Consider the following 11801-nt stretch of genomic DNA (forward strand, 5'->3'; position numbering starts at 1 on the left):
TTCTGAAAGAATAAAATCAGACATAATTGATTAAATTTACAAGATGAAAAAAGAAGATAATCCTTTTTATAAATTTGAATCGCTATCCGATTTTCATGAGGTGTTTGGGCTCAAAAAGCCCTTACATCCTTTGATTAGTTTTATTAATATCAATGAAATGAAAATCAGGGAACATGGATTGCCGAATACTATTGTTTTGAATTTTTATAAAATATCCTATAAAACACTACTTTGCGGAAGAGCAAAATACGGTCAGAATTATTATGATTTTGGCGAAGGCGGTTTGGTTTTTACGGCACCAAACCAGTTATTTGAATCTCCCGCAGATCAACCCAGTTCCGGTCATTTATTGCTGATTCATCCGGATTTGTTTTTGAGTTATCCTTTAGCGAAGAAAATTAAGGAGTTTGGTTTCTTCTCCTATGCTGCTAACGAAGCGCTGCATTTATCCGATAAGGAAAAAGCAACCATCATGTCGATTTTTGCCATAATTGAAGAGGAACTAAATAGCCGGATTGATGATTTTAGCCAGGACGTAATTATTTCGCAAATCGAGTTATTACTAAATTACAGCAATCGTTTTTACAAACGACAATTCATTACCAGAAAAGCCGTTAACAATGATATATTGCAAAAGCTCGAAGCATTATTAGATGATTATTTCAATAATGAAAAAGCAACTTTACAAGGAATTCCATCGGTTCAGTTTGTGTCAGAAAACCTCAATATTTCCGCCAGTTATTTGAGCGATATGCTGCGCTCCTTTACAGGAGAAAATACAAAACAGCACATTCATAATAAACTGGTTGAAAAAGCAAAGGAAAAATTATCGTCATCGAGGTTGTCAGTTTCAGAAATCGCCTATCAATTAGGTTTTGAACATCCGCAATCGTTCAGTCGGTTTTTTAAAACAAAAACTAATTTGTCACCTTTAGAATTCAGGCAATCTTTTAATTAATATATTTTATAGAATTAAATTGGGGCAATGTTATTAGGTTAATTTTATTTTATAAAATTTTTCCTGCTGTACTAATTTAACTCTGGAAGAGCGTCATATTTATAGTAATGAATTGATACGTTTTGATTAAAGCTCCAGCGAAGCGATTATTTATCGTCAAGTATTAATTATTAAAAAATATAATATTTCACCCCGCTGGGGTTTTGGTGGTTGTAATTTGTATTTCTATAAATATTTCGTCCCGCTGGGACTTGCAATATTTTAATTTTAAGATTCATCAGGATCTGGAATTGATCCGGTTTGTACTGCTCCGTTTCGTAAGTAATGGGATAAAATCACGCCTTTTTCGGTTACGAAACTATCTGCTAAAGTAAAAGCCAGAGGACTTGCATTATCGTCAAATAGTTTTTTTCCTTTTCCCAATAATAATGGATGGATTTTTAAACGAAGTTCATCTACCAAATCGTTCTCTAATAACAAATGAATTAATTCACTGCTTCCCCAAACCTGAATGTCAGAGCCATTTGAGTTTTTCAGGTTTTTGATGTCTTCAAGATTTTTTATAAACACAGTATTTTCCCAATCAGATAATTCTCTGGTATGTGACAAAACATATTTTGTGCCATCATTTATTCCCGGCCAATATTCCTTATGTTTCGGCCAATAATTCTCCCAAATTTCAAATGTTTTTCTGCCTAAAAGATATTCTGCCGGTTTCAGTTCTTCCTGAGCCGCATTTCCGTATGATTCGTCATCAAAAGGAGCAACCCAACCGCCAAATTTAAAACCGTTTGACGGATCTTCGCCAGGTCCGCCCGGAGCCTGCAATACTCCATCTAATGAAATCATTGATAAAACAATTATTTTTCTCATAATAATAGGATTTTGGTTCTGTAACAAATTTAGTAAACATTCATAAATATGTGAGTATGTGAAATGTGAAGATGTGAAGATGTGAAAATGTGGATATGTGGAAATGTGAAATGTGATGTCAATATGTGAAATGTGAAGATCTGAAATGTACAATTTGAAATGTAATTGTTTTTTTAAGTCAAAATTATAAATTGATCTTTATCAACTTTATTTTCTATTCTATATCTTTGATAGAATCATTAATCGAGTTGTTTTTGATGAATTAATTCAATCATTATAACTTAAAAACTTGATTGAACAAGAGGGAAGCAGTTTCCTGATATAATTTTTAAAAATAAAATACCATGGAAAATTTAAAAAAAGCTTATATCGCAGGCGGATGTTTTTGGGGCATGGAAGACCTTTTTCGTGTGCGTCCGGGCGTAAAAGATACTGAAGTTGGTTACATTGGCGGAGAAAACGATAATCCAACGTACCAAAACCATCCGGGACATGCCGAAGGAATAGAAATTACATATGATGCTAATGAAACGTCGTATAAAGAATTGCTGGATTATTTTTTTAGAATGCATGATCCAACAACGGTTGACAGACAGGGAAATGACAGAGGGTCAAGTTACAGATCTGCCATATTTATCCAGAATGACGAGGAAAAACAAGTTGCTGATGAAGTAATTAAAATAGTGGATGATTCAGGAAAATGGAATGGAAAAGTGGTTACAACGCTTGAACCTTATTCAAAATTCTGGACTGCCGAAGAGAGTCATCAGGATTATCTGGTAAAACAACCCAACGGATATACATGCCATTTTGAGCGATTTGGAACTTTCCTTTAATTCGGAATTCTGTTTGTAATATTAAGTTTATAAATGAACATAAAAGAAGTGCTAAATCGAAAGGTTTAGCACTTTTTAAGTTATTTTCTAAAGTAGGTCGATTTAATTAAACCGACTTTTTTTATGGATTACCTTCTCCGCCACTTGAACCATAAATTTGCCCTGTTGCATAACTGGCATCATTAGCGGCAAGTTGTACATATATAGAAGCAAGTTCGGCTGGTTGTCCGGGTCTTCCCATTGGAGTTTGTGAACCAAATTCTTTTAGTTTTTCCATCGTAGCACCTCCGCTAAATTGTAACGGAGTCCAGATTGGTCCCGGAGCAACACCATTTACTCTAATACCTTTGGGAGCAAGCTGTTTAGCAAGTGATTTAATATAATTTGTAGTGGCAGCTTTTGTCTGGGCATAATCATATAAATCCTCTGTAGGCGCGTAAGCTTGTACAGAACTGGTTCCTATTATTGAGGAACCGGGTTTTAAATGTGGTAATGCAGCTTTTATAATCCAGAAAGGAGCATAAATATTGGTTTTCATTGTCCAGTCAAATTCTTCTGTCGAAATATCTAAAATAGATGCATGCGTTTGTTGACGCGCAGCATTATTAACTACAATATCAAGACCGCCAAGTCCTTTTACTGCCTGATCTACAAGTTATTTACAAAATGCCTCGTCACGCAAATCTCCCGGAATCGCAATTGCTTTACGTCCTTCGGCTTTAATTAATTGAATAACTTCTTTCGCATCTTCTTCCTCCGTAGGAAAATAATTGATGGCAACATCAGCACCTTCTCTTGCGTAGGCAATTGCTGCTGCTCGTCCCATTCCTGAATCTCCGCCTGTTATCAAGGCTTTCATACCTTTTAATCGGCCAGATCCTTTATAACTTTTTTCCCCGTGATCCGGTCTTGGATCCATTTTGCTTACAAGACCCGGCCACGGTTGTTTTTGTTCTTTAAATGGCGGTCTCGGATATTTTGTATTGGGATCTTCCGGACCATTTGATGTTGGATGTTCTCCTGCTTCAAATCCGTTTGCCATGATAGGATTAAATGCCGCTGTTGCAAGTACGGCTCCCATACCGGTAAGCGCAGACCGACGTGTTATTGAGTTTTTAGCCTCCATAATATTAAAATTTTGAGTTCTTTAAATTGTTGTTTGTATATTCTAATCAATGTTGTAATTGACTGATTTCCAAATTTAAAGAATGTTATAATTATCATTTTATAGAATTATTATGTTTTGTTATATATGTAATAGGTTCATAGGGCTGATATTGAGTTGGTTTCAAAATGCTTACAATGGTTTTGCTTATTATCTTCAGATTGATATATTTTAAATCAATCACATGTAAATCTGCATCTATCTAATTCAGAAAAAAAATACTTACCTAATTATTAATAAGTTAGATGGTTATTTTATAATCTTATTTAAAAATCCTAGAAGCATCTATTATTTCTTTTTTCTTAATTTCGAAAGGCATATGTTTTTTAATATGCGGATTTTTACTAATTCTAAATTTGATTATTATGAAAATATCTAAAGAAATACGTAACGGTTTTTTTATCTTTCTTGGAATTGCGATTTTTTTCTTATTAATGGAAGTTTTAAATCTTTCGCATTTATTTTACCTTCGTTTACTTAATGTTCTTTTCATCTTTTACGGAGTAAACAGAACTTTGGAACAAAACCTGGCTGAGGGTCAAAACAGCTTTCTTCCTAATGCAATATCTGCTTTAATAACCTCTTTTGTTGGAGTTGTTTTAAGTATTATAGCGTTGCTTATATACAGTTTTGCGCGAGGTGGTGATGCGTATGTTAAATCATTATCGCAAGCCTTTATGTTTGGAGGAGAACCTTCTGTAATGACTTATTCGCTTTGCCTGTTTTTTGAAGGATCTGCGTCATGTATTATTGTCACTCTTTTGTTGATGTTATATTGGAATAATAAATATAAAGCTGATTAATTCATCCTTTCAAACTCATAAAAAAACCTCTAAACTTAATTGTTTAGAGGTTTTTTATTTATCTGCGCAGCATAAAACTAAATCGTATTTGATGAAATTTAAAAAGGCTTCGCAATAATAAATCAATTGTTTTTTAATCATTTTCGACATTCTTTTAATGTCTATTCTTCTTCTTCTTCTCCTGGTTCAGAAGTAGTAGCATTGTATTCATCTAAAGTTCTTCGGTCCGGATCATTTTTATCATTTTTTAAATCGTCGTCCAGATCTTTTGCAATTTCTGCATTTTTTTGAAAGTAAGGATCTTCGGTATCGTTTTCATCATTGTTTCGGTCAGAAGTATTTTTTCTTTCAAAATTATCTTCTCTGTCAAAGTACTCTTCAGTATCAGAACCAGTTGTTCGATGTTGATTGATTGCAGGATCTTTGGTTTCCATTGTTTCAGAATGAATAGTTTCATCTTCTCTATTTGAGATACGGCCAGCATGACCATATTTCTCATTGCTTGCTTCTATCATGATTTTGTTTTTTAAATTAATATTATACAAATCTACAACCTGAAACCATTAAAAACTTATACTATTTTTTGTGTGTTTTACATTTTTATCATTTTGAGGTACAGATAGTTATGTGTTTTTTGATATAGCGATAAAAAACGATTCTGTTTTTTATTTTAAATTCAATTTAGGGATTGATGCAGACTTGATTTGTTTTAATAAACATAGCATCAAATTTCAATATCAAAATGATAATATCGTATCATTTTGATAGGAAAATAGACTTGGTAATAAATATATTTTTTGTTTTAATGTGTTCATAAATAACGTATTAAAGGAATGGTTAAAATGTATTAACGCATTGGTATATAATTTGAATATCGATGTTTTGTATTTATAAAAAAGGAAATACGCTGAATCATATGAAAACCCAACAACATACGACAGATTATTTAGGCAAAGATTTTTTATGCTCTTTACCATTACAAGAAAAATCAACCTTAATACAAAATAACACAATAGCAGATAATCTGCAGGATTTTACGGTTCAGGTCGCTACCTCAGATCATATATTTTGGATAAATGAAATTTGTGACGTCACATTATCATCTGCTTTAGCTCGCGGAACAGGAATTTCCGGACGGTCTGCTGAATCGCTGGAAGATAAAATGAAAAATGGTGAAGCAATTATTGCTTTTGCTTCTGATGGAAAATGGGCAGGTTTCTCTTTTATATCTTCCTGGGAAAATGGTAAATACGTTTCTAATTCCGGATTAATAGTTGCACCTGAATTCAGACATACAGGTCTTGCAAAATTGATTAAAAGAAAAACATTTGAATTAAGCAGGCAAAAATATCCTGAAGCCAGCATCTTTAGCCTTACCACGGGACTTGCAGTAATGAAAATGAATCATGAACTTGGTTTTGAACCTGTAACTTATTCTGAGTTGACAAGGGACGATATTTTTTGGGAAAGTTGTAAATCGTGTGTCAATTGTCCTATTTTAATGACTAAAGAAAGGAAAAACTGTCTGTGTACTGCGATGTTGTATTCTCCAAAGCCTAATATCAAAATTTAGAAATAAAATTTGTTCTAAAAATAAAACCTCCAAAATCATAAGACTTTGGAGGTTTCCTGTTTACTGAATTTCAGGTTTGTCAAATTATTGTTTGATAAACTCTAAAATATCTTTATTAATTGTTTCCGCTTCTGTAGTTGGCATACCGTGAGGAAATCCGGGATATGAAATTAATTTTCCGTTTTTCAATAATTTAGCAGCTCTTGGTGCTTGATTATACGGTACAATCTGATCATCTTCTCCGTGTAGTACCAGAACCGGAATGTCTAAACTTTTTAAATCTTCGGTAAAATCAGATTCTGAGAAAGCTTTTATTCCTTCATAATGTGCTAAAACAGAACCCATCATTCCCTGACGCCACCAATTGTGTTTGATTCCTTCCTGAATGGTTTTTCCTTCGCGGTTCCAACCGTAAAATGCTATTGGAAAATCATAAAAATATTGCGCTCTGTTGAATCCTGTACCTTCTCTGATTTCATCAAAAACAGATAATGGAACACCTTCAGGATTTGATTCATTTTTAATCATAATAGGTGTTACTGCACTAATTATAATAGCTTTGGCAACTCTGTCTTTTCCGTATTTTGCTGCGTATCGTATAACTTCGCCACCTCCGGTTGAGTGACCAATATGAATTGCATTTTTCAAATCAAGCGCTTCAGTCAATTCAGCAACATCAGCGGCGTAAGTTTCCATGTTGTTTCCTTCCGCACTTTGACCTGAACGTCCGTGTCCGCGTCTGTCATGTGCAATAACTCTGTAACCTTGTTTTAGGAAAAACATCATTTGTGCATCCCAATCATCACTTGATAAAGGCCATCCGTGGTGAAAAACAATTGGTGTTCCTGTTCCCCAGTCTTTGTAATAAATTTCTGTTCCGTCTTTTACTGTAAATGTGCTCATCTTATTTTGGTTTTAGATTAATTATTTATATCAGAAATTTTCTAAATTCATCGGTCATTAAATAGTGATTTTTAATGTTCCTGATGTCTGCGAATTTCTTTTACAAATTTACAGAACAAGAGAATGTCTGTCGGTTAACCTAGATTAAGAAGTGAAAATTCAGATCAAATTTTATATGTGATTACTTTATTTTTTAGGGCATTTATTTTACAATTAAATCAATAAAATAATGAAAATCAATACTTTGTGTTTCTAGTAAAAACTTTAATATCAATAAAACATTTAAAGCATTAAAATAATTCAAGCTGATTATTTGGATTGATGGGTTTAATTTTCGGAATTGAAGGTTTAGCTTTAGGAGGTTTAGCATCTCCAAAAATAGTTCTTCCACCATATTTATATGATTCATCACGTTCTCTTTGAACCAGTGCATCAAAGTTGGTATTGGGCGTAAAGCTTTCTTCGGCTTTTCGGGAGATTTCAGATAATTTATGGATAGCATCTATTTTATCACTATTACCAATTTTGGCGCGATTAATTGCCCTTTGCAAAGTATCAATTGTTTCATCGTAGATATTTACGGGCACCGGAAATGGATGTCCGTCTTTTCCGCCATGAGCAAATGAAAAACGTGCAGGATCTTCAAATCGGGTAGGAGTGCCGTAAATTATTTCGCTGACCAATGCTAATGATTGCAAAGCTCTTGGTCCCATTCCTTTTAAAAGTAATAGTTCCTCAAAATCTTCCGGTTTATTTTCATGAGTTGCCCAAAGCATTGCGCCAAGCCTTTTCATATTTACATCTTCCATTCTCACATCATGATGTGCGGGCATGGAAAGATATTGCATTTCCTTCATGATTTTTGTTGGGGATTCTTTTGATAATTCTAAAATTCCCTCTCTGGATTTTGTCGCAGCCTGAGCGGTAAGATTTAATATAGTGCCTTGATTTTCGCCATATATAAAGGTGTGCGGCTCATTTATAAAAGACTTTAAATCCGGAGAATGCCAGTGATATCTGCGTGCAGTTTGCGAGTTAGGATTCATTCCCTGCTGAATTACAGCCCATTGTCCTTTGTTATCAACAATAAAATTATGCTGATACAATTGAAATCCGTCCTGAATAGCCGTGTTATCAACTTTGGCGGTGAGTCGGCTGCAATTTGCAAGATTATTACCGTCAAGTCCCGTTTTTTCGCCAACATATAAAAGTTCTTGTGGCGTTAGGAGTGAATTTTTGCCTTTTCCTCCGCAAATGTATATTCCCAGTTCTTTTGAATGCGGATTGACCGATTTTTTCAAGGCTCCAAGAACCGAAGTAGTGATTCCTGATGAATGCCAGTCCATTCCCATTACAGCTCCAAAACTCTGAAACCAAAACGGATTGCTCAGTTTGCTTATTACCTCAGAAGTAGAGAATTCCATAGCAATGGTTTCTACAATGGCAAAGCCAAGTTTAGCCATGCGCTCAGAAAGCCATAAAGGAACGTGTCCATAATGTAGGGGAAGATCTGCTGTACCGGAACGTTTCATGTGAGAGATTTGTATTTTACAAAATTAAATAAAAATACGCTTAATTGTATCGTACAGATTTTAAGAAACCTTACTGATACAAAAATGCGCGAAGTCAAAGAATTCGCGCATTTAAGTCTCAAAATAAATTTGAGATGGTGTAGAAATTTTACTTTTCTTTTTCATTAGTCAGCTTATCATCAAAATCAGGCTGTTCACCTTTGAATTTGTGAGTATCAACATCATAGTTTTCATCGTTTGTTAAAACTTCATCATGATCTCTATATTGATGTTTTCTCGTATCGCTTCGATCAGAACCGCTTTTTGAATTGTTGTTCGGAGTTGGATTATTTGTTTTCATAATACTAAGTTTTAATTTTTAATAAAGTTACTTAGAATGCTGAACTCCATGCTTATATAATATTTTTTAAAAGTTATAAAATACAAACTGTATTATTTTATTTCCGGCAGTTTTAGTTCTTTGTTGTAAATATTACTTATCAAATCCTCTATAAAAGTATTGGTAGGAATTCTTTCGCCATTAGTACAATAGGCAATTGATATATGATCTTTAGGACTATACATAAGGACAGAATGTGAACCGAGGACATCGCCGCTGTGTCCAAAAAATATTTTTTCACCAAATGGAAATAAAGCTAATCCGTGTCCCCATTCATCTTTTCCCACAGGTTTCATTACTTCTAAACTCTTGTTGTTTACTAAATTTTCCTGAAACAAATTATTGATTACAATATTCATATCTTTTGTAGTACTGGCAATATCTCCAACACCTATTACATTTGTGTATTCAATTTCTTTTATTTCGTTCCAGGTTCCTGTGAATTTATAGGATTTAAATGTATTGACAGGATTTGATTTTATCGAAGCAAAATTCTTGAGATGAAGGGGTTTGATTATTTCCTGAATGACTATTTTATTATAGTCTTTTTTATATTTTTTTTCAAGAATCATTCTCAGTAATATATAGGCTGAGTTTGAATAGACAACCTTTTCATCGGGTTCAAAAGTTACGCCTTGTTTTTTTATTTCGTCATAAATTTCTTTATCACTTGCTTTTTCGGTAACCCAAATAACGCCATCTCGTATGGCAAAATTTCCTAAACCGCTTGTATGTCCCAGTAAATTTTTGATTGTTATCTTTTTTGAATTTGGTATATCCGAAAAAAAATCAGATAATTTAGTATCTAATTTTAATTTACCGGCTTCGATTAACTTAAAAATTAAAGTTGCTGTAATCATCTTTGTAACCGAAGCAATCTGATATTTAGTGTCTTTATTATAATTTACATTTATCAATTTACCCTGTCCAAAACTTCTGTTGTAAACTTCATTTCCATCTTTATAAATTGACAAGCTTCCAATTCCTCCATTATTGTTTTCGATGTAAGTGATGTATTGGTCTATTTTTTCTTTGTCGATTTCTTGTGAAAATAAATTCCCTGACATAAGTAATATAATGGTTAATAATTTTAATTTCATTTTGTTCTTGTACGTTTTCAATTGATTCAGTTTTTAATAAATAGCGCCATAAAAAAGGTCCTCTCTACTTAGCTAATATAGGAAAAAATTTACTGAAATTACTTTGGGAATTTTACTTGATAAAATTATTTTTTCAGGAAATTTATCTAAAACGCACTAAAACATGGTGTAGGAATCAGTAAATTTTGAATAAGAAACATTGATTTCAGATCATATATTTACTAAAAAAACAAAAAAAAGCTAAAAAGTTAATTTAGCATTTTATTAAAATGGTTGTGGCTTCTAAAATAAAGCCTACGCAGACTGGAATTTTTCCTGCTTCCGAAAAATAACCGTCTTTTTCAAGTGTTATTTCTATTGCTTTATTTTTAATGAAATCTATTTGTTGCTGGTTTAAAGTCCCAAACTGCAAGATATAATCAATCAATTTTTTCATGGCAGAAAGTTACTAAAAAACTATTTTTTATGATTTACCATTTAGTAAAAAGTAAAATTATTATGCGATTTAAATCCCTTTGATTTTAAATTTATCGATTATTCTATTTTTATGCTTTCAATTCCATTTTGTAATGCTTTTTCCTGCCCAATTATTGCTTGTCCTTCTGATCTAAAAATTGCCACTACCATAATACCAATAAGTTCAAGAAAGAATCTTGTATACGATGTTGCGAAATCATATTGCTTTAATTCTCCTTGAGAGTATATTCCACCGGAAGCAGTAGCGATATACGCTTTTTTATTTTTCAGTAAGCCTTCAGGTAAAAAACCACTGCCAGTATATTTAAAAGTAAGACCGGATCTTGCAATAGTATCAAAATACGCCTTTAAGGATGATGTAATGGTAAAATTATACATTGGTGCTTCTATTACTATTATATCAGCATCCTGTAAATCTGCAATGGCTTCATCTGATTGTTTTACAGCAACATTATTTGTTGATGAACGCTCTTGGGGACTTAAAAAAAAGGAACTAATTTGAAACTCGCTTAAATGGGGAAATTGCTTTTTTGTAAGGTCATATTCTGTAATGCTGTTCTCCGGATATTTTGCGATTATTTTTTTAATAATTTCCTGACCTAATTTTCTACTCGATGAATTTTCTGTTTTCGGACTTGAGCTGATGTGCAATATTTTTTTCATTTGAATACTTATTTTATAAGACAAAATTATCTAAATTCGCTAATAAAAAGTTAGTAGTAAACAAAAGGTTAGTGCTAATATTCAGGTTAGTTATAACAACTTTAATTATGAATGAGGGTAAAAAGGAAGTAATGTATTCCGAAACAGAATGCGCTAAAAATTTAGCTGCAGTTGAAGATGCTTTGTATGTATTGGGCGGTAAATGGAAGTTACGAATTATCATTGCATTAGCAAGTGGGCATACGCGATTTAATGAATTGCAACGAACGGTAACGGGTATTTCTGCCAGGGTACTTTCAAGCGAATTGAAATCGTTAGAATTAAACGGGTTGGTTAAAAGAGTGGTTCATATTGAAAATTTTCCAGTGATTACAGAATACCATCCTACGGAATATGCGGAAACTCTTAAAAATTTAGTTTCCGTTTTAGGGAATTGGGGAAGAAAACATAAAGACAGAATAATAGCATTCAGTTGAAAACTATAGATACTAAAAAACCTCAATCTTAATCTTAAAAAAGTAAATAAATTACTTGATTAG

At 32.9% G+C, this 11801-nt stretch carries 13 protein-coding genes and 1 pseudogene; 5 read left to right on the forward strand and 9 right to left on the reverse strand.

Annotated elements, in window-relative coordinates; genetic code table 11:
* The first annotated feature begins 43 nt into the window (after nt 1-43).
* Complete coding sequence (locus ACHRVX_RS04860) at nt 44-958, forward strand: helix-turn-helix domain-containing protein (RefSeq protein ID WP_395329787.1); 915 nt, start codon at nt 44-46, stop codon at nt 956-958.
* Between the two features lie 267 nt (nt 959-1225).
* On the opposite strand, the gene ACHRVX_RS04865 is transcribed toward ACHRVX_RS04860, so the two are convergent.
* A complete protein-coding gene (locus tag ACHRVX_RS04865; protein ID WP_395329789.1) occupies nt 1226-1831 on the reverse strand; it encodes a dihydrofolate reductase family protein in 606 nt (201 codons plus the stop codon).
* Between the two features lie 344 nt (nt 1832-2175).
* Here ACHRVX_RS04865 and msrA point away from each other — a divergent pair, with 344 nt between their 5' ends.
* Nucleotides 2176-2667 (forward strand): peptide-methionine (S)-S-oxide reductase MsrA, encoded by a 492-nt coding sequence (gene msrA, locus ACHRVX_RS04870; protein ID WP_395329791.1) that lies wholly within the window; start codon nt 2176-2178, stop codon nt 2665-2667.
* 121 nt (nt 2668-2788) lie between these two features.
* Here msrA and ACHRVX_RS04875 read toward each other — a convergent pair.
* Nucleotides 2789-3793: pseudogene (locus ACHRVX_RS04875) on the reverse strand (SDR family oxidoreductase).
* Nucleotides 3794-4197: 404 nt separating this feature from the next.
* Here ACHRVX_RS04875 and ACHRVX_RS04880 point away from each other — a divergent pair.
* Nucleotides 4198-4635 carry a hypothetical protein gene (locus tag ACHRVX_RS04880; RefSeq protein ID WP_395329793.1) on the forward strand — a complete coding sequence of 146 codons (438 nt, stop codon included), beginning with the start codon at nt 4198-4200 and terminating at the stop codon, nt 4633-4635.
* Between the two features lie 161 nt (nt 4636-4796).
* Here the strand turns inward: ACHRVX_RS04880 and ACHRVX_RS04885 are convergent, their stop codons facing one another.
* Entirely contained in the window at nt 4797-5150 is a 354-nt protein-coding gene (locus tag ACHRVX_RS04885; protein ID WP_395329795.1) for a hypothetical protein, read from the reverse strand.
* 401 nt (nt 5151-5551) lie between these two features.
* Here ACHRVX_RS04885 and ACHRVX_RS04890 point away from each other — a divergent pair, with 401 nt between their 5' ends.
* Nucleotides 5552-6208: a GNAT family N-acetyltransferase gene (locus tag ACHRVX_RS04890; RefSeq protein ID WP_395329797.1), complete on the forward strand. Its 657-nt coding sequence runs from the start codon at nt 5552-5554 to the stop codon at nt 6206-6208.
* Nucleotides 6209-6292: 84 nt separating this feature from the next.
* On the opposite strand, the gene ACHRVX_RS04895 is transcribed toward ACHRVX_RS04890, so the two are convergent.
* From ACHRVX_RS04895 to ACHRVX_RS04920, 6 genes are all read right to left on the reverse strand, one after another.
* Nucleotides 6293-7111: an alpha/beta fold hydrolase gene (locus ACHRVX_RS04895; RefSeq protein ID WP_395329799.1), complete on the reverse strand. Its 819-nt coding sequence runs from the start codon at nt 7109-7111 to the stop codon at nt 6293-6295.
* Nucleotides 7112-7401: 290 nt separating this feature from the next.
* The gene (locus tag ACHRVX_RS04900) at nt 7402-8643 is read right to left on the reverse strand and encodes a DUF763 domain-containing protein (RefSeq protein ID WP_395329801.1); all 1242 of its coding nucleotides are present in this window, start codon (nt 8641-8643) and stop codon (nt 7402-7404) included.
* 148 nt (nt 8644-8791) lie between these two features.
* Nucleotides 8792-8983, reverse strand: coding sequence for a hypothetical protein (locus tag ACHRVX_RS04905; RefSeq protein ID WP_395329803.1), 192 nt, complete (start codon nt 8981-8983; stop codon nt 8792-8794).
* Nucleotides 8984-9075: 92 nt separating this feature from the next.
* On the reverse strand, nt 9076-10122 hold the full coding sequence (locus ACHRVX_RS04910) for a serine hydrolase domain-containing protein (RefSeq protein ID WP_395329805.1): 1047 nt from the start codon (nt 10120-10122) through the stop codon (nt 9076-9078).
* Between the two features lie 253 nt (nt 10123-10375).
* On the reverse strand, nt 10376-10558 hold the full coding sequence (locus tag ACHRVX_RS04915; protein ID WP_395329807.1) for a hypothetical protein: 183 nt from the start codon (nt 10556-10558) through the stop codon (nt 10376-10378).
* A gap of 98 nt (nt 10559-10656) precedes the next feature.
* Nucleotides 10657-11262, reverse strand: a complete 606-nt coding sequence (locus ACHRVX_RS04920) for an FMN-dependent NADH-azoreductase (RefSeq protein ID WP_395329809.1) — start codon at nt 11260-11262, stop codon at nt 10657-10659.
* A gap of 107 nt (nt 11263-11369) precedes the next feature.
* Between ACHRVX_RS04920 and ACHRVX_RS04925 the strand changes: the two genes are divergently transcribed.
* Nucleotides 11370-11738 (forward strand): winged helix-turn-helix transcriptional regulator, encoded by a 369-nt coding sequence (locus tag ACHRVX_RS04925; RefSeq protein ID WP_395329811.1) that lies wholly within the window; start codon nt 11370-11372, stop codon nt 11736-11738.
* Nucleotides 11739-11801 lie beyond the last annotated feature (63 nt).

The organism is Flavobacterium sp. FlaQc-47 (assembly GCF_044006475.1).
Classification (GTDB): Bacteria; Bacteroidota; Bacteroidia; order Flavobacteriales; family Flavobacteriaceae; genus Flavobacterium.

Excerpts from the sequence above, each read along its gene's own strand:
- ACHRVX_RS04860 (WP_395329787.1), top strand. The coding sequence starts at position 44 with ATGAAAAAAGAAGATAATCCTTTTTATAAATTTGAATCGCTATCCGAT.
- ACHRVX_RS04865 (WP_395329789.1), bottom strand. The coding sequence starts at position 1,831 with ATGAGAAAAATAATTGTTTTATCAATGATTTCATTAGATGGAGTATTG.
- msrA (WP_395329791.1), top strand. The coding sequence starts at position 2,176 with ATGGAAAATTTAAAAAAAGCTTATATCGCAGGCGGATGTTTTTGGGGC.
- ACHRVX_RS04880 (WP_395329793.1), top strand. The coding sequence starts at position 4,198 with ATGAAAATATCTAAAGAAATACGTAACGGTTTTTTTATCTTTCTTGGA.
- ACHRVX_RS04885 (WP_395329795.1), bottom strand. The coding sequence starts at position 5,150 with ATGATAGAAGCAAGCAATGAGAAATATGGTCATGCTGGCCGTATCTCA.
- ACHRVX_RS04890 (WP_395329797.1), top strand. The coding sequence starts at position 5,552 with ATGAAAACCCAACAACATACGACAGATTATTTAGGCAAAGATTTTTTA.
- ACHRVX_RS04895 (WP_395329799.1), bottom strand. The coding sequence starts at position 7,111 with ATGAGCACATTTACAGTAAAAGACGGAACAGAAATTTATTACAAAGAC.
- ACHRVX_RS04900 (WP_395329801.1), bottom strand. The coding sequence starts at position 8,643 with ATGAAACGTTCCGGTACAGCAGATCTTCCCCTACATTATGGACACGTT.
- ACHRVX_RS04905 (WP_395329803.1), bottom strand. The coding sequence starts at position 8,983 with ATGAAAACAAATAATCCAACTCCGAACAACAATTCAAAAAGCGGTTCT.
- ACHRVX_RS04910 (WP_395329805.1), bottom strand. The coding sequence starts at position 10,122 with ATGAAATTAAAATTATTAACCATTATATTACTTATGTCAGGGAATTTA.
- ACHRVX_RS04915 (WP_395329807.1), bottom strand. The coding sequence starts at position 10,558 with ATGAAAAAATTGATTGATTATATCTTGCAGTTTGGGACTTTAAACCAG.
- ACHRVX_RS04920 (WP_395329809.1), bottom strand. The coding sequence starts at position 11,262 with ATGAAAAAAATATTGCACATCAGCTCAAGTCCGAAAACAGAAAATTCA.
- ACHRVX_RS04925 (WP_395329811.1), top strand. The coding sequence starts at position 11,370 with ATGAATGAGGGTAAAAAGGAAGTAATGTATTCCGAAACAGAATGCGCT.